At 68.0% G+C, this 19667-nt stretch carries 21 protein-coding genes and 2 pseudogenes; 10 read left to right on the forward strand and 13 right to left on the reverse strand.

Translation table 11 applies throughout. The features are described from left to right. Positions 1 to 291: 291 nt before the first annotated feature. The 5 genes and pseudogenes from ACGH52_RS01580 to ACGH52_RS01600 form a co-directional block, all read left to right on the forward strand. Positions 292 to 744: pseudogene (locus tag ACGH52_RS01580) on the forward strand (Tn3 family transposase); the annotation flags it as partial. Between the two features lie 236 nt (positions 745 to 980). Beyond that, the gene (locus ACGH52_RS01585; RefSeq protein WP_076978124.1) at positions 981 to 1736 is read left to right on the forward strand and encodes a class I SAM-dependent methyltransferase; all 756 of its coding nucleotides are present in this window, start codon (positions 981 to 983) and stop codon (positions 1734 to 1736) included. Between the two features lie 228 nt (positions 1737 to 1964). Next, positions 1965 to 2240, forward strand: a complete 276-nt coding sequence (locus tag ACGH52_RS01590) for a hypothetical protein (RefSeq protein ID WP_399936978.1) — start codon at positions 1965 to 1967, stop codon at positions 2238 to 2240. Positions 2241 to 2265: 25 nt separating this feature from the next. Continuing rightward, positions 2266 to 3155 (forward strand): IS5 family transposase gene (locus ACGH52_RS01595; protein WP_399946599.1). Its coding sequence is split into 2 segments (ribosomal slippage): positions 2266 to 2611 and positions 2611 to 3155, totalling 891 coding nucleotides; the frame shifts between segments, so codons are not numbered across the junction. Next, positions 3152 to 3763, forward strand: a complete 612-nt coding sequence (locus ACGH52_RS01600) for a hypothetical protein (RefSeq protein ID WP_253191530.1) — start codon at positions 3152 to 3154, stop codon at positions 3761 to 3763. The genes ACGH52_RS01595 and ACGH52_RS01600 overlap by 4 nt, the downstream gene beginning before the upstream one ends. Before the next feature lie 100 nt (positions 3764 to 3863). Here the strand turns inward: ACGH52_RS01600 and ACGH52_RS01605 are convergent, their stop codons facing one another. Beyond that, positions 3864 to 4670, reverse strand: a complete 807-nt coding sequence (locus tag ACGH52_RS01605) for a hypothetical protein (RefSeq protein ID WP_171987556.1) — start codon at positions 4668 to 4670, stop codon at positions 3864 to 3866. Between ACGH52_RS01605 and ACGH52_RS01610 the strand changes: the two genes are divergently transcribed. Then, positions 4669 to 5421, forward strand: a complete 753-nt coding sequence (locus ACGH52_RS01610; protein ID WP_399936981.1) for a hypothetical protein — start codon at positions 4669 to 4671, stop codon at positions 5419 to 5421. The genes ACGH52_RS01605 and ACGH52_RS01610 overlap by 2 nt on opposite strands. A 700-nt stretch (positions 5422 to 6121) precedes the next feature. On the opposite strand, the gene ACGH52_RS01615 is transcribed toward ACGH52_RS01610, so the two are convergent. After that, positions 6122 to 7327, reverse strand: coding sequence for an alpha/beta hydrolase family protein (locus tag ACGH52_RS01615; protein WP_399936982.1), 1206 nt, complete (start codon positions 7325 to 7327; stop codon positions 6122 to 6124). A 111-nt stretch (positions 7328 to 7438) separates the two neighbouring features. Between ACGH52_RS01615 and ACGH52_RS01620 the strand changes: the two genes are divergently transcribed. Beyond that, positions 7439 to 8035: a TetR/AcrR family transcriptional regulator gene (locus tag ACGH52_RS01620; protein ID WP_076977872.1), complete on the forward strand. Its 597-nt coding sequence runs from the start codon at positions 7439 to 7441 to the stop codon at positions 8033 to 8035. Positions 8036 to 8171: 136 nt separating this feature from the next. On the opposite strand, the gene ACGH52_RS01625 is transcribed toward ACGH52_RS01620, so the two are convergent. The 3 genes from ACGH52_RS01625 to ACGH52_RS01635 all read right to left on the reverse strand — a co-directional run bounded on the left by ACGH52_RS01625 (position 8172) and on the right by ACGH52_RS01635 (position 10605). Further along, positions 8172 to 8786, reverse strand: coding sequence for a TetR/AcrR family transcriptional regulator (locus tag ACGH52_RS01625; protein ID WP_076977871.1), 615 nt, complete (start codon positions 8784 to 8786; stop codon positions 8172 to 8174). Next, on the reverse strand, positions 8786 to 9634 hold the full coding sequence (locus ACGH52_RS01630; protein WP_076977870.1) for an oxidoreductase: 849 nt from the start codon (positions 9632 to 9634) through the stop codon (positions 8786 to 8788). Before ACGH52_RS01630 ends, ACGH52_RS01625 begins: the two co-directional genes overlap by 1 nt. Before the next feature lie 404 nt (positions 9635 to 10038). After that, complete coding sequence (locus tag ACGH52_RS01635) at positions 10039 to 10605, reverse strand: TetR family transcriptional regulator (protein WP_076977869.1); 567 nt, start codon at positions 10603 to 10605, stop codon at positions 10039 to 10041. A gap of 118 nt (positions 10606 to 10723) precedes the next feature. Between ACGH52_RS01635 and ACGH52_RS01640 the strand changes: the two genes are divergently transcribed. Continuing rightward, positions 10724 to 11656, forward strand: coding sequence for an NADP-dependent oxidoreductase (locus ACGH52_RS01640; protein WP_076978121.1), 933 nt, complete (start codon positions 10724 to 10726; stop codon positions 11654 to 11656). 66 nt (positions 11657 to 11722) lie between these two features. Next, on the forward strand, positions 11723 to 12235 hold the full coding sequence (locus ACGH52_RS01645) for a saccharopine dehydrogenase NADP-binding domain-containing protein (RefSeq protein WP_399936986.1): 513 nt from the start codon (positions 11723 to 11725) through the stop codon (positions 12233 to 12235). A gap of 54 nt (positions 12236 to 12289) precedes the next feature. Here ACGH52_RS01645 and ACGH52_RS01650 read toward each other — a convergent pair whose 3' ends face one another. From ACGH52_RS01650 to ACGH52_RS01670, 5 genes and pseudogenes are all read right to left on the reverse strand, one after another. Further along, the gene (locus tag ACGH52_RS01650) at positions 12290 to 12721 is read right to left on the reverse strand and encodes a transposase family protein (protein ID WP_399936988.1); all 432 of its coding nucleotides are present in this window, start codon (positions 12719 to 12721) and stop codon (positions 12290 to 12292) included. Next, positions 12631 to 13221, reverse strand: a complete 591-nt coding sequence (locus ACGH52_RS01655) for a transposase family protein (protein ID WP_171987564.1) — start codon at positions 13219 to 13221, stop codon at positions 12631 to 12633. The genes ACGH52_RS01650 and ACGH52_RS01655 overlap by 91 nt, the downstream gene beginning before the upstream one ends. Positions 13222 to 13281: 60 nt before the next feature. Then, positions 13282 to 14214 carry an SRPBCC family protein gene (locus ACGH52_RS01660; protein WP_399936990.1) on the reverse strand — a complete coding sequence of 311 codons (933 nt, stop codon included), beginning with the start codon at positions 14212 to 14214 and terminating at the stop codon, positions 13282 to 13284. 3 nt (positions 14215 to 14217) lie between these two features. After that, a complete protein-coding gene (locus tag ACGH52_RS01665; RefSeq protein WP_399936992.1) occupies positions 14218 to 14856 on the reverse strand; it encodes a hypothetical protein in 639 nt (212 codons plus the stop codon). 205 nt (positions 14857 to 15061) lie between these two features. Then, positions 15062 to 16355, reverse strand: a pseudogene (locus tag ACGH52_RS01670) (ISAzo13 family transposase); the annotation flags it as partial. An 805-nt stretch (positions 16356 to 17160) separates the two neighbouring features. Here ACGH52_RS01670 and ACGH52_RS01675 point away from each other — a divergent pair. Further along, positions 17161 to 18336 (forward strand): PP2C family protein-serine/threonine phosphatase, encoded by a 1176-nt coding sequence (locus ACGH52_RS01675; protein WP_253191550.1) that lies wholly within the window; start codon positions 17161 to 17163, stop codon positions 18334 to 18336. 303 nt (positions 18337 to 18639) lie between these two features. On the opposite strand, the gene ACGH52_RS01680 is transcribed toward ACGH52_RS01675, so the two are convergent. From ACGH52_RS01680 to ACGH52_RS01690, 3 genes are all read right to left on the reverse strand, one after another. Beyond that, positions 18640 to 18813: a hypothetical protein gene (locus tag ACGH52_RS01680; RefSeq protein ID WP_157901429.1), complete on the reverse strand. Its 174-nt coding sequence runs from the start codon at positions 18811 to 18813 to the stop codon at positions 18640 to 18642. Positions 18814 to 18919: 106 nt separating this feature from the next. Continuing rightward, positions 18920 to 19144 (reverse strand): hypothetical protein, encoded by a 225-nt coding sequence (locus ACGH52_RS01685; protein ID WP_076977922.1) that lies wholly within the window; start codon positions 19142 to 19144, stop codon positions 18920 to 18922. A 54-nt stretch (positions 19145 to 19198) separates the two neighbouring features. Further along, positions 19199 to 19408, reverse strand: coding sequence for a hypothetical protein (locus tag ACGH52_RS01690; RefSeq protein ID WP_253191535.1), 210 nt, complete (start codon positions 19406 to 19408; stop codon positions 19199 to 19201). Positions 19409 to 19667: the final 259 nt, after the last annotated feature.

The following is a 19667-nucleotide window of genomic DNA, read 5'->3' on the forward strand; positions in this document are numbered from 1 at the left end:
GTGCACGACAAGCGGCCCCGGCCGCCCCGAACGGACGTCACCGGGGCCACACCCCGAGACCGTTCAAGGCCGCGATCGCCGACCACGGGGTGAGCAGTTGGCGTACAGGAAATCCCGGTGAGAACGATCATGGTCGGTTCGCACATGGCATACGGCCGTCGCTGGGATTTGAGGAGAGATCGCCGGGCAGGGCGGGGCGCTGGCCACGGCCCGCCTCGTGCCGGTGGAAGCTCTGACTGATGAGCAGGCCGAGGCGTACGGGGCGTTCACCGAGGCACTGCTGACAAGGAGCGCGATAGCTGGCCCTCGCTGGGTGCGGCGTTCGCGGAGTACGGGCGGATCGCCAAGATCGAGCACCTGCTGCGCGTGGTCGACCCGGTGGACGACGCCTACCGCCATCAGATGAACCGGCAGCTCACCGTGCAGGAGTCCCGCCACAAGCTGGCCCGGGACGTGGTGTGCCACGGCAAGCGCGGCACCATCCACCAGGCATACCGCGGCGGAATGGAGGACCAGCTCGGCGCGCTCAGCCAGGTCCTCAACGCCGTCGTCGCCCAGCTGAAGGCCGAGGGCCACTAGATCCGGGAGGAGAACATCCCCCGGCTCTCCCCGCTCAAGCACCGCAACCTGAGCCTGCTCGGCCGCTACAGCTTCACCGCCTCGGCCCCCGGCGCCCTGCGCCCGTCTGCGCGCCCCGGACGCCCCCGGCTGGACGAGGACAAAGACGAATCGGCGGCCGACTGAAGCGGGCTGGTCAGCCGGCGGCACCAACGCGGCGTCGTACTGCTCGACGGTCCAGGGCAGCACCACGCAGGCCAGCAGGAACCAGTCGCTGCAGCGGTACACATCCACTCAGACGGACAACTGACAATCCACAAACTCCGTCAGATCCATCCGTGCGAAATCCATTGGTGCCCGGCTTGCTCCGCTGATGGACTGACGTCCTACCGCGATTCTGCCGCGTGACGGAGGTAGTGGTTGTGACAGGTTATGACGTGCTTGCCGAGGTGTACGAATGGCTCATCTCGGATGCGAAGTTGCCTCCAGCCGAGTTCGCTGCGTCGTTCGACGACGTTCTCAATCTCTTGCCGTCGAACGCTCAGGTCCTCGACTCTTCTTGCGGAACCGGGCAGTTGGCGGTCGGCCTCGCCGGTCGTGGCATGCAGGTTGTCGCAACTGACGCCAACGAGGCGATGGTTCGCCGGACTGCAGAGTTGTCTGAGGAGTTCGGGGCATCCGTCCGGGCCGTACGGGCGAGCTGGGAAGAGTTGCCCGACCATTTCCAGGACAACACGTTCGACATGGTGTTCTGCGTTGGCAACTCGCTTCACCACGCCACGGGCGCGACAGGCAGGGGGGCTGCTCTGGAGTCGATGTCACGGCTTCTGCGCCCCGGCGGGCGCTTGGTCCTCACATCCCGCACTTGGGAACTCGTGAGGGCCAGAGGTTCACGGCTGGAGATCAGTGACCGACTCGTCCGCCGGAACGGTCGCGATGCCGTCGTGGTCTACCGCTGGGAGATTGCGCCGCATTGGGAGGAGGAGCACCACATCGAGATTGCGATCGCGCAAGTCGAAGCGACAGGGTTGGTTCTTGTCCGCTCGGAACTGCTGTCCTGCTGGCCCTACCGGTACGAGGAACTCGAAGTCGAGCTGCACCGGGTCGGACTCCAGACGGAACTGAGCACGTTCGATCTTGAGGCCGAGAACTACATGGTGGTCGCGAGCAAGGTATAGACACCGGACTGACCCCGTCTTCGAGGAGGAACCGGGCACCTCCAGCCGCCTACACCCCCTCCAGCGCCCGAAGTTCCCCGAACTGCTCACCTACGCGCGGCCGGGCGACACCGTGCACATCTCCGAGACGTTCGCCTCGTACGCGGCACCGGACACGTCCTGGACGTCCTCGACGCCCTTCACCGCGACCAGGTGGCGCTGCGCATCCACGACCGAGCGTTCTCCGTGATGAACCTCACCGCCCGCCACCCGCGTAGCGGAGAACTGCTGTCCACCGTGAAGTTCCTGTTGTGGACCCTCGCCGCCGCCGGCGAGCTCCAGCGCAAGCTGACCTACGACGGACTGCTCGCAGCAGAGGCCAAGGGCACCGCGTACCTGGAGGGCCGCTCCATCGCCGCCCTCGCCCGCGACCACGACATCAGTCGAGGCGCGATCCGCACGGCGGTCGCCGACTTCCTCCGCACCACCGAGTTGGAGGCCGCCGAGCGCGCCGCGCTCGACTAGGCCGTGTCTGATAATTGATCTTGTGGTGGGTCGTGGTGAGCTGACGGATGCGGCGTGGGAGCGGATAGCGCCGCTGCTGCCGGGTGTTGACGGGCGGGGTCGTCCGTGGCGGGATCACCGGCAGGTGATCAACGGGGTGTTGTGGCGGTTGCGGACCGGTGCTCCGTGGCGTGACCTACCCGAACGCTTCGGGCCGTGGCAGACGGTCTATGAACGGTTCGCCCGCTGGGAGGCGGACGGGACCTGGGCCCGCCTGCTCGAGGAGGTCCAGGTCCGCGACGACTCCGTGGGGGCCGTGGAATGGACGGTCTCGGTGGACTCCACGATCAACCGGGCCCACCAGCACGCCGCCGGCGCCCGCAAAAAGGGGCAGCACCGGGGGACGAACTGGAAGATCCGGAACGCACGGCGGCTGCTCAGGCGCTCGGCCGGTCCCGCGGCGGGCTAACCACCAAGGTTCACCTCGCCTGCGACGGCCGGGGCCTGCCCCTGGCCGTCCTCGTCACACCCGGCACGTTCAACGACTCCACCGCCCTCGACGCGGTCCTCAACGCGGTGAGAGTGCCCCGGGCCGGCGTCGGCCGGCCGCGTCGCAGGCCCGACGCGGTCATCGCCGACAAAGCGTATTCGTCACGGGTGATCCGCCGGACCCTGCGGCGCCGGGGCATCCGGGCGGTGATCCCCGAGCGGGCCGACCAGAAGGCCAACCGGATACGACGCGGCCGGGCCGGCGGCAGACCCCCGGCCTTCGACCGCGAGCTCTACAAGGCCCGCAACGTCGTCGAACGCTGCTTCAACCGGCTCAAGCAGTTCCGCGCCATCGCGACCCGCTTCGATAAACTCGCCGCCCGCTACCGGGCCGGACTCCACCTCGCCACACTCATCCTCTGGCTCCGCGAACCCATGTCGGGGTGACCGTCAACCTGCTCAACCAGGCACGGATGAACGTGCTCGGCTCGCTGGGAGCACAAAGCTGTCGGGCTTCCCGCAGAAGACTCGGAATGAACTCGTCGGGCGCGGCCAGGGACAGGCATGATCACCTCATGCGAGGCGGCTTCGGTGATATCCCCACGACCACACTCTTCCCAGCCCTGAATCTTGCGGATGCGAACTCATTGCATCGGACGGCCCGCGCGGTCGACGAGGCTCGAAGGGATGGCGACACCGCAGATTGGGAGTGGTTCCCAGAGCACGCTGCCTTCCTCGGCCGCCAGGCGGGAACGCCGATCATCCTCGGACTGGATGTCATCGAGCACACCGAGGAAGGAGATCAGCTGGAGTTCCTGCTCCAGGTGGTGTGGACAGACCTGGGCCAGCTCGCAGTCGATGCGGCCGTGAATGTGGCCTGCTGGTGCCGGACCGATCACGCTACTCACGACGTCGACGCCCTCACGGTCGTGGTGAACGACGAGACCTCGCTGCCCGAGGCATTCCGGGCCGCAGCCACACACCTGACCGGCTGGCTGGCCGAACCGCACGATGCCGACTACTGGCGCGCCAAGGCAGGACTGCCTCCCCGGTGAACCTGCCCATCGACAAATGACGGGTAGGCCGATCCGTACCTGTTCGAGCACACGCACGTGGACACCGACGATCAGACCGAGATCATTTGTCAGACAGTTCTTAGGGGGTGCCCCGCATTGATCTCTCCCGTTCACGCCTCTCCTGCCGGGTGACCGCCACGATCCAACCAGCGGCCATCAGGGCTCCTGCTGCACCCGCCAACACGACCAGACCTTCAGTGGGAATCATGTTGTCGCCGCCCGGATACCTCTGCCCACACAGCCGCACCGTCCCTGGGTGCTCCGCCGAGGCTTCCAGGCACACCGCGGAGCCGACCACAGGATCGGTCAGCCCGGCCGTATGGCCCACCGGAAGGTCCTCGGTAACGAACCGCTGACCGCCAGCCTGGTAGGACACCCGGACATGGGTCCCGTACTTGACCTGCACCACGCGGTCGACGACACCCCCAACCCGCAGGGGCGAGGCATCGATCCGCCGGGCGTCCGAGATTTCGCCGGCCAGCGAGCAGCCGCCAACCACTGCCACCAAGAGGGATCCCGCCGCAACCGCAAGCGGCGCCCTCTTCCCCCGCCAGAAATCACCCCACCGCATGCCCGACAGTCTCACACGTCGAACCACACGTCTGACGGGCCAGCACTTACGGGACAGCCCTTCAAGAGGACGACCGTACGACGCGGCCAGGGCCGCACCCTGCGCGTCAGCGCCGCCCCCGCCGTACACCGCCAGCTCCTCGACCGCTGCCAGCCGCTTGACGGCGGCCAGGGTTCCCGGGCGGTCCCGGCCCAGCGCAAGGCCCGGCGCGAGTACGAGAACCGGGTCAGCGCACTCACGCGCCCTGAACAAGATCGTTCTCACCGATGACCGCGGCCGGGTCATGTCAGAAGTGGCTGGCACGATGCTCCGCATGGATCTCATGCACCCGCTCGACGGCTTGGATGCCCGGCCCTGGTCTTCCCTCTCCCACGCGTACGGAAGCGCGGAGGACATTCCCGGTCTGCTGCGGGATTTGACCGGCGCCGACGTGGATGCGGCGGACGAGGCGTTGTCCGAGCTGTACGGGAGCGTTCTCCACCAGGGGACGGTCTACGCCGCCAGCGCGGAGGCGGTGCCGTTCTTGGCCGAGCTCGCGGCGGCCGGCCACCGCACGGCAGACGTCTTGGCGCTGCTCGGCGGCATGGCAGAGAGCGAGGACGAGTACGGCGTGGCACCGGGCGCGGTCCGGGCGGCCGTGGCGGACCGGCTGCCGTTGCTCCTGCCCCTGTTGGCCTCCCCGGAGCCGGAGGTCCGCCGGACTGCGGCCTGGGCTGTGTCCCACACCCGCGCGGCGGCGATTGCGCTCCCCGCCCTGTGCGCGCGGGGGGGGGACGAGGAATGCGAACCCTCCGTGCGCACGGAGGTCCTGGCCGGGATCACGCGGCTCGACCCGCAGGGCGGAGCGGCGGCCGCTGCCGCCGTTCTGGACCCGTCCCAGGCGGCCGGGGTGCGCATGGCAGCCGTCTTCGCCTCCCTCGACGCAGGCGTTCCGTGGACCGAGCCCATGCACGCCACGATGCTGTCCCTTCTGCCTGCCGACCCCCTGCGCTCCGATCAAGACTGGCAGTCGGGGCGGGGCAGCGGCTCCGTCACCAGCGCGGGTCTCGCGCCTCAGTGTCCTTGACTGGAACGTCGGGTCCGGGAGTGCCGAGGCGCCGCACGGGAACCGCATCGTCGGCGCCCAGGCCGACCGGTGAGGGGAACCGCAACGGCCAGCCTTGCGGGCACCGGCTTCTGCGCGATAGGGCGGTCGGGAGTGCGACAGAGCCGCTCGGCGCGGCCAGAATGTGGCATTCGGGGACAGTGACGGGCAGGCCTCGCAGACCTCTTCGTCGCTCCAGACGCGTCGCATGACCGGGTCCGTGGCGCAGCATCAGCAGGACGGCGTCGACGCAGCACACCTCGGCGTTGGGGTGGGCGCCGCAGCGCTGGGAGCCACACTGGCACCGGGCGATGGGGCGGACGGTGACCACCTTCACGTGCGCGGCAGTGCGCCGGGCAGTGAAGGCCCGCAGCGCCGTGAGTCTTCGGAGCGGCGGGCATCCGGCATGCCCCAGTGCTGTAGGTGACACCGCCGACGCCTCTTGCCCCTGATTCTTTTGGCCGCCATAGCGAACGAAGCGCACGGCGAGTGTCGTGCCGTGATCGGGCCAGTGCCTGTCGCCACGGGACGAGACGTCGATTCCTCCGGGCCTATGGCGTGTCGTGGGCCTGTGGTGTGTTGTGCAGGACGAGCCTTGCTGAGCAGACGGTGTCCGAGGAACTGGGGAGCAGCCTCGTCAACCGCCGCCGGCTCGCCAAGTGAAACGATGGTCCAAGGTCCTTTAGACGTGGGCGCGGAGGGTCTCGTCGAGCCAGTCGTACATGTGCTGGTGGAGGGTGGAGCGGCCGCCGTAGCTGCAGTGTTCACCGGCTCCGTCCGTCTCGGGGAGGGTGATCAGGATGCTTGGGCTTTTGAGGGCTTTGTGCATGCGGAGTGGTTCGCCGTTGAAGGCGAAGTCGTTGTCCGGGTCGAAGATGAGGGCCTGGGTGGTGATCTGCTGAGCGACACCCTCAAGGGTGTAGGAGCGGGAGCGGCGCACGTAATCGGGCATGGAGTCGGCGCCGAAGGTCCAGACGCCGTTGCGCAGAGCCCAGCGCAGGGATGTGCTGTGTGTCAGAGCCAGCGGCAGGACCTGCTCGACTTCTTCGTCACGGCCGTCCAGGGCCCATTGCAGCAGCCACGGCGGGACCAGCCGGGTGGTGGCGTCGTAGTAGCTGTAGATGCCGCCGTCCAGTACAAGGGCCGCAGCACGGTGCTCGAAGGCGGCGGCACGGGCTGTCAAGTGGCCGCCGAAGCTGTATCCGTGCAGCGTGATGCGGTCGGGCTCGATCTCCGGTCGGGTGAGGGCGTAGTCGACGACAGGGGTGAGGACAGCTTCCCAGTCGGGGCGGAAGAACAGGCGCTGCTCGCGCAGGGCGGCGCCCTGCCCGGGGCCGTCGTAGGCGAGGCAGTTATAGCCGCGGCGCAGGGCCGCCGCTGCGACGGCGAAGTACGACTCTTCCAGGATCGAGTCGAATCCGCTGGTGAAGATGACGGTTGGACGCGGGGTTCCGGAGTCGTCGACCAGGAAGAGGTAGCCGGGCAGGGTCGTGTTCTCGTAAGGGATCGAGACCGGCTCGACCGGGGTGTACAGGTGGGCGGCGGCCGTGGCGAACGTGCTGCGTGCCAGGCGCGAGAGCTCCTTGGCCCGGTCATCGTCGAAGGGGTTGTCGCGGAGGTAGAACTCAGCGGTGCGGTAGTAGTTCGAGGCCCTCAAGAGGGCTTCGCGAGCGCTCACTCGGTGGCCGGCGGCGAGCGCCTTCTCGCCCAGAGCGTGGACCCGGGCGGCGGTGGCGCGCCACTGCTGGTGCCAGGCGTCCTCATCACCGTCGGGTATGGCACGCGTAGTAACGATGATTTCGCCGAGATCGGCGCCGCCATAGGGGGCGAAGCAGGCGGTGCGCAGAGTCTCGAAAGCGAAGGACTCGTCGTCGAAGAGAAACTCCATGGTTGTCCCTCATCCATTGTCGAGACGGATCGGTTCCGTCTCGTGCTTGGTGAGACCGTATGCCCCCATCACCCGAGACGCAACCGTTCCGTCTTGGGTATGCTTTCGGCCATGAGCCGATCAGCCCCAGCCCGCCCTCCGGGCGGCCCGGTCCTGCAGGACACTGTCACCGACGCACTCCGTACCGCCTTCTTCGAGGAGCTCTCCGAAGTCGGCTACGGGAAGATGTCCTTGGAAGCCGTCGCCCGCCGCGCCGGCACCGGCAAGGCGGCCATCTACCGGCGCTGGTCGTCCAAGGAGGCCATGACCGTCGACCTCCTCGTCCAGGTCTCGGTGACCGCCGCCGACACCCCCGACACCGGCAGCCTGCGCGGCGACGTACTGGCTTACCTCACCAAGACCGAACAGGCACTGCGTCATCCGCTGGTGTCCCGCATCCTGCCCGACCTGCTCGCCGCTCGTGCATACCACCCGGGCATCGCCGCCACGTTGGGCGAACACATCGGCGAAGAGCGCCGCGAGAAGGTCGGTACGATCCTGCGCCGGGCCGTCGAACGCGGCGAGCTGCCCGCCGACACCGACCTGGACCTCGGCCTCGACTTCCTGGCGGGCCCGCTGTACTGGGCCACCGCAGTCCGGCAGGCCCCCACCGAACCGGGCCTCCTCGACCGTATGACCGACAAGGTCATTGCCGCCCTCGCTGCATAGCCGAACCGATTCCCATCAGCGGAATCGCTGCCCGTTTCAGACCTGTGGCCACTTGACCGGGACCGGTGTCCACTTCACGGGCCGAGGGCCGACCGGGAATGAACGGTCGACCCTCGGCGCGTCCATGGCAGATGCGTCAGGCGATCAGGCCGGCGCTGGTCAGCCAGATGTGTTCGCAGGTCGCCGATGCCTCCTGTAGTTTCTCGCGGGATTCCTGCGAGGCGTGGTAGAAGGTCCGCTCGATCATCCAGCACAGGGCGCGCGCCATCGCCGGGGCCTGGTCCGGCGCGGCGCCGGCCTGGACGCCGGCACGCTCCAGGACGGCAGTGATGGCCGCGATGAACAGGTCGGCCGTGTGCTTCCACAGCTCGCCGATCTCCGGCACGGTCAACGACAGGTCAATGGCCGTGCGCATCACCAGGCCATGCTCGTTCCACAGCTCGACCGTGCGTTCCAGGGCCGCTGCGATGGCCTGGCGCGGCTCCTCGGTCCGCGCGGTGGCTTCGGACCGTTTCCACAGGTGCTCGACAGTTCGGGCCACGAGCGCCGTGACCACTTCCTGCTTGGAGCCGAAGTAGAAGTACAGAGCACCCCGGGTGATGCCCGCGCCCTGGGCGATGTCTCCGACGGTCATGGCGTCATAGCCCTGTTGCACCAGCAGGGCCTCGCAGGCGTCGAGGATGGCCCGCTCCCGAACGTCACCCTTGCGTTCGGTGGTACGACGGCTCCGCCCGGGCTGGTCACCGGCCATCAAAGCTGAGCGCCCTCGGCAAAGTCGGTCGTACGCGAGAGCGTCTCCCACGCACGGATGTCGTCGTCCACTGCCGTGCGCGCGGTGGTGACCAGTCGCAGCGCGTCCGAGCCCAGGACGAGATGAGCCGGCGGCTTCTCGACCGACGCGATGTGCACGACCGCTTCCCCTGCCTTGGCCGGATTGCCCAGCTGGTTCCCGCTGGCCTTCTTCCGCGCCTCGCGGATGGGGGTGAACAGCTCGTCGTAGTCGTCGATGGACTGCGCGGTGCGTGTCATGGACCGTCCGGCCCAGTCAGTGCGGAAGGAGCCGGGCTCGATCGCCGTCACGTGGACCCCGAACTGCGCGACCTCCTTGCCCAGCGCCTCCAACATGCCTTCCAGGGCGAACTTGCTGCCGCAGTAGGCGGACATGCCGGGCACCGCCATCAGCCCGCCCATGGAGGTGACGGCCATCAGGTGTCCCCGGCGGCGCCGGCGCATGTGGGGCAGCGCCGCCCGCAGAGTGGCCGCCGCCCCGAACACGTTGACCTCGAACTGCCGCCGCACCTCGGCCAGCGGGGTTTCCTCGAAGGTCCCCTCCAAGCCGTACCCGGCATTGGCGATGACGACATCCAGCGGGCCGACACTGCTCTCGACCCCGGCGACCACGCCGGATACGGCGTCATCCTCCCTCACGTCCAGGATGCGGCCGTGAGCGCGCCCTGGCCTGAGCTCTTCGAACGACCGCAAGTCCTTCTCGGAACGGACGGTACCGACGACTGTGTGCCCGACTGCCAGGGCGGCCTGGGCGAAAGCGCGCCCCAGGCCCGTGCTGACGCCGGTGATGAGCCAATTCTGCTTCGCCACTGTTCCGCCTCCAGGGAGGTATCGAGGGAGCCAGTCTCCCTCTTCAGCAAAAGTCTACACGGTGTCGATTTTTATAGTCGCGACGTCGATTCTGGTAGTACCTGCGGAAGCGGCCCCTGGCGGCGAGCCTGGCCCACGAACGGGCGTCGACCACCCGATAGAACCTCGACCTGGACGAGGCCGGGGGCGCGCACCATCGTGGAGCCCACCGAGACGGCCCAGCCGGGGCGCTCGCGGGCTCCGCCTGGCCGTGAGTGCGGTGAAGACCCTCCTCCACGCCCATCGACGGCACCCGCGGCCGAGCGAAACCGCCCAGCTGCATCGGCCACGAGCCTTGTTGACAGATGGCGGGAAGGGCTGGGTGTGCTGTTCGACGTCGACAGGTGGGCGGACCGGTACGTGGTTCAGCGATCGGCGGCCAGGGTCCGCAGCCGGTCCAAGGTCTCGCGGATGACGTATTGCAAGTCTTGATCGTCAGCGGCGGTGACCCATCGCGAGAAGGCGACGCGGAACACGGCGATGCTGGTCTCGGCGGCCAGGGCGGCCTCGATGTCGCCGACGCCTCGCCGGCGCAACCTGTCGGCCAGGGCGGCCGACAGGGACGTGAGCTTGATCAACTCTCGTTCGTGGAGATCCGCGTTGGCCATGATCACGGCCTGTCGCTTCCGGGCGAGCTCACGGTCACCGCCCACCATCCGGGCCACGCTGTCGAGTACGGCCGCGACAGAAACCAGCGCCGACGCCGTGGTCGGCACCCCTTCGAGAGCAGCCAGCGACTTCTCTTCCAGCACGGAGGAGGCGTCGAAGAGGACCTCGCGCTTGTCGGCGAAATACCGGAAGAACGTGCGGGCAGTGACGCCCGCCCGCTCGGCTACGTCCGCCACCGTCGTCTGCTCGAAGCCGCGCTCCAGATAGAGCGACAGCGCTGCCTCGCGCAGCCGGTCACCGGCCCCAGGCTTCCACCGTCCCATGCCGAGAGTGTAGGTGACGTCACCTCGTGACACCCCGCTCCACTTGCCGTGATGTCACTCGATGACATCACGGTGGTAGAGTCATGTCGCTCGATGACATCACTTAGTGGAGGCCCTGATGAAACGCATTCAGTACCACCAGTACGGCGGACCTGAAGTCATGCGTCTGGAAGATTTCGAGCCCGCCCGTCCCGGCTCCGGCGAGGTCCTGGTACGCGTGCGGGCAGCCGCGGCCAATCCGATGGACTGGGGTATCCGCAGCGGCGCCATGAAGATGGTTACGGGGCGGAAGTTCCCGCGCGCACTGGGCTACGACTTCGCGGGCATCGTCGAGGCGGTCGGCAAGGACGTCACCCGGCTCGCCGTCGGCGACGAAGTGCTGGGCGGGGCGTCCATCAAAGCATCGGGGGCTTTCGCCGAGATGGTCCTCGCCGAGGAGCGGGGCGTCGTGAAGAAGCCCGCGAACCTCTCCTTCGAGGAGGCCGCCGCCATCCCGACCGTTGGCCTCACCGCACTCCAGGCTGTGGTCAAGAAGGGAAAGCTGCAGCGCGGCCAATCGGTCTTCATCAACGGCTGCCTCGGTGGAGTCGGCCGAGCCGGAGCCCAGATCGCGCTGGCGCACGGCGCCTCGGTGGGAGGCAGCTGCCGAGCCACCGCCACGCAGGACGCGCGCGACCTCGGCCTCGACCCGATTGCCGAGTTCGGCTTCGACCCGACGGGGCTCAGCGGGCGATTCGACCTCGTCCTCGACACCGCAGACACGCTGCCGACTGATGCCGCCAAGAAAATGCTGAAGCCGGGCGGACGCATCGTCAGCATCCACCCCACACCCGCGAACATGGCGAAGAGCGCACTGCCGGGCCCGTACAACGTCTTGATCACCAGGCCCGTCACAGGAGATCTCGAGGAGGTCGCACGCGCCGCCGGACGCGGCACCCTACGGGTGCCGATCGCTCGCACGGTGCCGCTCACCGATGCCATCAAAGCACTGACCGAGCTTGAGCACGAGGGCACACCCAAGGGCGGCAAGCTCGTCATCACGACCGGCTGACCCTCACATCCCCCCGACCCTCGCCTCCCGACCAGAGGAAGTCCTCGAATGACTGCACAGATATGGGTGCGCGGCGGCACCGGGCGTAGCGTCCGCACCATCGCAGCGCGGCCGGCCCGGCTCGGCCTGACAGCCATCCTCTTCGGCCGGAACGCGAACCGCCTGCACGCCACAGCACAGCAGACCCACAGCGAGACCCTGTCGGCCCCGTCCCATACGGCCGCTGCCGCGGAGATCCGGCAGCGACACCCCGCCGTGGTCATCAACACGGCTGGACCGTTCACTACGACGCCCCCTGGCGTCGTCGATGCCCACCGCGCCGTCGGCAGCCACTACATCGACCTGGCGAACGATGTCGCGGCGCTCTCCGCCACGTACGAGCTGCACGACGCGGCCGTCCAGGCGGGGCATACGGTGATCACGGGTGCCGGGTTCGGCGTGACCGCCACCGAGAGCGTCGTGGTGAAGCTTCGCGAGGGACGGCACGCTCCCCTGCGGGTCCGGGTCGACATGGTGCCCTCGATCCCGATGGCGGAAGGCACCGCTGTCCCAATGCAGCGAGCACATCGAGAAGCCTAACGAGCTCGTGCACGGTAGGCGGTGAGACGTCACGAACTTCGGTGTGCCCTGGATTCACGTCTGCCGTGTCGGCTTCAGGTCCACGGTCTGCTGGTGGGACAGCAGGCCAGCGACGGCTTGGATGGTGTCGCTCATATGCTCGCGGCGGCCGAGATGACGGGCCAGAGCCCGCCAGTTCTTCAGATGGGCGATGCCGTGCTCGACACGGATACGGCGTGAGGAGCGCGCCTTGCGCTGGCGTTCGTGTATCTCCTCGTACCAGTCGGGGGCGTTCTTCTTGAACTTGCGGTGCGGCGGTGTCACCACCCGGCCGCCGGTCTGGGCGCCCAGGCCCTGGTAGCCGGCATCGGCAAGGATCTCGACCGCGGGCCCGTCGGCCAGGAGCCTGACCAGTCCTAACTGGCGGGCGTGGGTGATGTCCGCGCAGCTTGCGGGCCGTGCTGGGCTGCACCACAGCACGCGGCCTTCGCCGTCGGTGACGACCATGGACTTGACGGCGTTCTGCTTGTTCTTGCCGGAATGAACTTGTCACGGTCCTTGCGTCCGGCGGCCGGGCGGCGAACCCGGATCTCGGTGCCGTCGACGATGCCGGTCGTCCCGCTCGAGCCGAGATGGTCAATGACCTCGGCCAGAGACCGCAGCCGCACGTCGGGGCTGACGGTGCACCCTCTCTCGGCAAGCAGGGGCCGAACCTCACCGACGGCCCGGGTGATGGTGGAGCGCTCCACTCCGAACCAGCAGGCCAGCACGTCATGGGTGACCCCATGACGAAGATGGACGAGCGTGGCCAGGAGCCGGTCGACGAATACCAGCCGGTGCTTCGCGCCGGCGCCCATCGCCCGCTTACGCGGTCGAGCGGCAAGCCTCGCCTGGTGACGCTCCTGCCACAACGGGCCGATCTCCTCGACGAGTTCAGCGATCACTCCGGCAGTCAGGCCCGTGATCCGCCGATTGCTGATGATCGCCGCACGCGTCGAGTTCCCCACCACCCGACCATGATCAACCATCCAGGCTCGACGTCTCACCGCCTACCGTGCACGAGCTCGTTAACGTCGTTCGTCTTCTTCGTCCTCTTCCTCCTCGTCCTCGGAGTCGGCGTCGTCCTCGTCCTCGTCGCCGTCTTCGAGTTCGGCGTCCTGCTCGTCGTCCCCCTGCTCCTCGTCGTCCTCGAGACCTTCCTCGTGCGAACGGACCACCTCGCCGTCGCGGATCTCGCCGCGCCAGCCCTCCAGGTCCTCGTCGTCGGAAAGGGTGACGTACCGCAGGAAGTGCTTGAGGTCGAGGCGCAGGCGACGGCCCTGCGCGCGCCAGATGTTGCCGGTCTTCTCGAAGAAGCCGGACGGGTAGTACTCGACCACGACGACGACCCGGGTGAGGTCCGGCGTCAGCTCGTGGAAGCTCACACGGCCACGCGTGGTGCCCTTGCCGCCCTCGGAGTTCCACACGATGCGCTCGTCGGCAACCTGCTCCTGAACGGTGGCCTTCCAACTACGGTTGGAAAAGGCGATCTTGGCCTTCCAGTCGCTCTCGATCTCGTCCGACTGCGAGACGCTCTGCACGCCCTTGGTGAAGGAGCTGAACTCCTCCAACTGGGTCCAGCGGTCGTACACGGTACGCAGCGGCTTGCCGATGTCGATGACCTCGACGATGTTCGTGACCTTCACGCTCCCCGCCTTGCCACCGCCACCGAAGGCGCCCTTCACGGTGTCGGTCACCTTGTCCTTGACGTCCCCCGCCTTCTCCCCGAGGAACGCCTTGACCGGCGACTCACCATCGCCGAGTACGCGTTTACCGACGTTGAGCAACGTACTGTTGCCGTCGCCCACGTCTCCCAGACCCTGCGCGAGATCGCTGATCTTGTCCCCGGCCTTGTCCACCAGGCGCTGGCCTTGCGCCGAAGCGAACGCGGACAACTGCTCCTTGAGCTGGTCCATGCCGGAGGTGCCGGCTTGGGTGGTCTTCTCCTCCGTCTTGGCCATGACCTACCTCCTACGGCTGCCACGGGTGGACGCCTTACGGTCGGAGCCCTTCTTCTCGGTGGGCTTCGACACGGCGGCCTTCTTCCCGGCGGGAGCCTTCTTCGCGGGAGCCTTCCTTCCGGCGGGAGCCTTCTTCGCCGGAGCAGTCCTGGTCCCGGGCCTCTTCGCGGGACTCTTCTTCGCCCGGCTCCGAGGAGGCAGTACCTGAGATTCTTCTTCCTCCTCCTGCCCTTCCGCCTCCGCGTCCCCGCCTTCCTCCTCGTCGGGTTCCGAGTCCTCCGGCGCCTCCTCGTCCTCGGCGGCGGACGACTCTTCGTCCTCGTCGTCGGGCCGGCCCACGAGGGCGTCGGTGCGCTTCTGCAACGAGGCGGCCAGCGCTCCCAGGCGGCGATCGGCGGTCGCCGACAGGGCGGCCCGGGCGGAGTCCATCAGTTCCCCGCGCACCTGCTCCAGCAACTGCGCGGCCTGCGGACTCGCGGACGCCTTGCGCAGCGCACGGCTGATCAGCTCCTTGGGACTGAGCAACCCTTGCCCGGCCAGTACGGAGGCGACCCCGATGGCGGCTTTGCCCTTCTTGGTGCGGCCCAACGCGTATCCGGCCGCGAGCGCGGCGGCGAGCGTGGCTTGCGTCTCGGTTTCCATGAACGGCCCCAGTACGGTCAGCGAATCATGCTGCTCAGGTCGCATACGACCACGCCGCCCGACCCGTGACACCCCTGCACCCCCTGTGCCGCGGCTGGGCGGTCGCTCCCTCCCCCACCCACCCTCCTCCCACATCCGCGGGCCCGCATCTCCCCAGAGGCCCGTCACGGAAGGAGAGGGCCTGCCCCGCCGCCCGCCGGGTCGGCTAAGGGCTCGCAGAGAACCAACACGTTGGTTTGATCTTCGTGAGGCTGCTGTTGGCGAGGAACGCGGTGACGTCAGCAGGCGTTCGGAATCTGGCTGTCGAGGGTGGATGGTGCAGCCGTACTCAGCCAGGATGGGCTGGACTTGGTGAACGGCCCTAGTGAGGGTGCTGATGTTGACTCCGAAGAGCTGGGCGAGCAGGTCACGGGTGCCGAGTTTGCGCAGGTAGAGCACGGTGGCCAGCACCCTGTCGGCGGTGGTCAGCTTGTCCTTGGCCCCAGCGCCCCGGGCACGGATGCGCTGGCCTCCTCGCTGCCGAAGCCGTCCTCGCTCACGTAACTCATCCAACTTGTTCGCCAGTTGGCTGATGGCTTCGACCAGCGCCGGTTCGGTCATGCCGGTCAGCCCCGGGTTGCGCAGACACCCGGTGCAGGGCTGCGGGGACGGGTCACCGGCCAGCCGTGGGGTCATGGCTGCGCTCACGGTGTCGCAAGGTGAGGGGCGGAGGGTGTTGTTCCAGTCGCCGTGGAAACGGTGCCGGTGCATGGACAGAGCGTCGATGTCGCTGTCGGTGACCTTGATGCCGGTGCCCGTAGGGGCCCGGGGCGAGTTCGGTGTGGACGGTCAGTCCGGTGCGGGTGGTGGTTGCCGCGATGCTGTTCACGATGACGTCGTGGCTGGTCAGCGGGCGGCCGCGCCAGCTCATGGAGATGTGGGAGATTCCACTTCGAAGTGCCCGGCGGCATGTGGCAGACCGTGATGTCCGAGTGCGTCTCGGCGGCCATGACGGCGAGTTCCGTCTTCCAGGAGCGGGTGCGGTAGCCGTTGAACCCGCCTGCGTGCGCGGTGATCAGCAGACGGGTGGCGGCCCCGGCCTGCCACCAGCGGCGGATGGAGGCGACGGCGAACGCGGCGGTGTCGTGATCAGTGCCCACGGTGACCCAGCCGGTGTTCGCGGCCATGTCATAGATCCCCTAAGGAATCGCCTTGCCCGGTCCCTGCCAGTCCAAGAAGTCGTGCGTCTTGACCAGGACCGGCTCACCGGTCGGCCGCCACTGGCGGCCCGCGTTCTTGTAGTCGCCGACCGGTTCCTTCTTCTTCGTATCCACGCTGATCACCGGGTGCCCGGCACCCATGTGCCCTCTGGCCTGCTCGTTGATGTAGCGAAACTGGGCGTCACGGTCCGGGTGCTGCCTGCCCTCGAGGGTCTTGGCGCCGGTCTGCAGGCTGAAGCCCTCCTCGCGCAGCAGGTCCCCGACCGTGTCCGCGCTCACCCGGTGCCCCCGACCGGTGAGCCCGCTTACGGCGGGCTCGTCCGCCGACGCCGGCCCGCTACCGCACTGCACCGCGAGCAGTCTCGGCCCTCGCGGTGAGGCCGGTGCCGGCCGGTTCACCGAGGTGACCTGGCGCCAGGGAAGCAAGGGCGCGATGGCCTCACGGTTCGCGGTGCTGACGGTCCGTCCTGCGGGCAAGCACTCCCTGGCCGAATGGCCGGAGGACCAGGACGCCCCGACGGGCTACTGGATATCGATTCTGGCCGCCACCACCCCGGTCGCCGACCTGATGCCGGGTGCGAAGGCGCGCTGGCAGATCGAACACTACTACCGCGAACTCAAGCACGGCCTGGGCCAGGACCACTTCGAGGACCGCACCTGGCGCGGCTGGCACCACCACGTCACCCTCGTCACCGCCGTCCAGGCGTTCCTCACCCTCGGGCGGCTCGACGCAAAAACCCCACACACCGGCCTGCCCCTCTACCAGGTCCTCGACGTCCTTCAGGACCTTCTGAGGTGCTGGATCGGTGCCTGCACCACCTGCGGACGCCCGCTACCCAACCCGCGAAGCACCGCAGACAGCCCAGAACCTAACGAAGCACTATCAGGCGCTGTTTCTCGGATCACGTGCGAAGCCAGATCATGCAAGGGCTCGTCCTGCGACACACGGTGGGACTGCCTGACATCCCCCGTGGCCGTTCAAGATTTGACCCCCCACATGGCAGTCCCCAAGGTGGTGGGAGAGGGTGGAAAGGGGGCCGCAGCTGTGAACAGTGCGCCGAGCGAACTTCCCCGGCTGCTGACGGCAGCGGAGACAGCGGCACCGGTGGACGCCGTCAACGTCATCGCCGAGCACCTACGACGACGTTTCACGGCAAGAGAGATCTCCTTCCTGATCGTGGACCTGACAGGGAAGGCAGTGGCACGGCTGTCCACCGCAGACGTGGGCGGCGGGCGGGAGGCGGAGCGGATATCCCTGTTCGGCAGCGTCTATGAGCAGGTAATCCGCACCCAGCGCCTCTATCAGGAGGTGACTGGTCAGGGGCAGCGGATGATTGTGCCGGTCACCAACCGGGGGGACGCCATCGGGCTGCTGGAACTGCTGCTGCCGGCCGCCCCCGACGAAGGCGTCCTGGAAGCGGTCGGGGAAGCCGCCCACATCCTGGCCTACATCGTGATCGCCAACGGGCGCTTCACCGACCTCTACACCTGGGGCAAACGCTCCAGACCCCCCACGCTGGCCGCGGAAATCCAGTACCAGCTGCTGCCCCCGTCCCTCTCGTGCGAAGCCGCGCAGTTCGCACTGTGCGGAAATCTCGAACCGTCCGAAGACCTCAGTGGCGACACCTTCGACTACACACTGGACCGCGACACTCTCCACGTGTCGGTAACCGATCCCATGGGACACGACATCGCCGCCGCCCTGGCCGCCACCGTCCTGGTGAGCGCCCTGCGCGGCGCCCGCCGCGCAGGAGCCAGCCTCACCGACCAGGCACACCGCGCCGACCGGGCACTGGCCGACCACGACCACGGCCACGCCACCGGCCAGTTACTGCGCATCAACCTGCACACCGGCCTGGCCCAGTTCGTCAACGCCGGCCACCCCTGGCCCCTGCGCATGCGGAACGGAACCGTGGAGGAGATCCCCTGCGAAGTGGACCCGCCCTTCGGGTTGTCCGTCATCGAGCCCCACCCCTACCGGGCCCAGACCATCGACCTTCGCCCCGGTGACCGTCTGCTCATGCTCACCGACGGCATGCTCGAACGCCACGGGGAGGACATCGACTTCCCCGCGCTGTTGCAACGCACCAGGGGCCTCCATCCGCGGGAAACCACACTGATGCTGACGTCCGCGGTCCGTGACGCCGCCGGCGGCCGGCTCGAAGACGACGCCACCGTGATGTGCCTGGACTGGTACGGCACCCACGAGACCCAGCGACACGTCAGCTCCGGCGCGGACACCCGACAAGCCTCCGCCAGCCGCCCCAAGCAGAAACCGTGACCAGGAAATCCCCTCGACGGCCGAACCTGCCCCCCACTCCCCCGAAATCGGCCTCAACCCTCACGAGCAGCCGACCACCAGAACGGCTCAAAAAACCGTGCCAAAAAGACAGCACGAGATGCCCGGAGGCCCGACCCACTACCGCTCATCGGCAGTCCTGACTGGCAGGTCGCGGCCAGCCACAGTGTGGAGAGCACTGGCTCCGGCAATCTCCACGTCACACCCGATGCTTTCCACACCTGCTCGCTCTGTGTCCGCCTGTCCGCTCGGTGCCGGATGCCTGGCGGGCCAGTCCCGGAAGGATCAGCGCCGTTCTTCGAGGCTGGCCCCGGGCGCGTCCGGGGTGGCGAGGTAGCGGGTGCACAGGTCCGCGCCCACCACACAGCGCGTGGAGCCGCACTCAGCGCAGCCCATGAGGTGGTGCAGGTAGGCGGCGTAGTGAGCACCGTACGGGTAGGCACCCCAGTCGATGCCCATGTCCACACTCCCCCGTTACCGTCGCCCTCGTCGCGGACGCCATTACGCCGCCGCGTATGCGTCGGTATGCAAATGCACGTCGCATGGCTGGAATGAGGCGACTGGGTCAGGCGGCACGGAAGTCGTGAGCCCGGCCGCCGCGCCACTCCACCCACCGCCGGTCATCGAGAACAGCTTCCGCGTCCTCGATTCCGGCGCCTTCTAGGAAGACCACCAGGTCGTGATCGCTGTAGGCGGTGCCGAGAATCTCATCCCGGCCGTGCCAGTGCACGCTGACCCGTCGGCCCCCGGAGACCGAAGGCCGATGCACGACGACAGGCGCGCCACTCACCCCTCCAGCGTGCTCCTGCCAGCCCGGAAACGCGAGCAGCGCGCGAGAGGGCGGTCAACGGCCAGCATCGTTGACAGCGGAGGCCAGCTGACCCACGACGCCCACCACGTCCCGTCCGAATGCGGTCGGCGCGAGGAGGATGCCGAAGCCCAGAGCGATCAGCACCGTCAGCTTCTCGTCGCTGCGGCTGCGCGCATGATCCCGACGGCGCAGCCACACCACGATGACGACCGCCAGCAGCACCGCAACACTGATCGTCAGCACCCACAACCCACACCAGTCCAATGAACCCCTGGTCAAGGTCGTAGCCATCCTGCGCAGCCGAGACATTCGCGTCGCACAAGGATGGATCAGCCGTTCGCAGCAGGGAGCCGGTCATCGTGTCGGGCGACCGGCACCGCCTTCACCAGCTTCTCGCGAACCTCACGGCCAACGCCCGGCTGCGCACACCTCCCGGTACCGCCGTGACCGTGGGCGTACGACGGGACGATGACGGCATGGCCGGCCTCACGGAGACCGGCGA

Source organism: Streptomyces sp. BBFR25, assembly GCF_044590125.1.
In the GTDB taxonomy this organism is placed as follows: Bacteria; Actinomycetota; Actinomycetes; order Streptomycetales; family Streptomycetaceae; genus Streptomyces; species Streptomyces canus_D.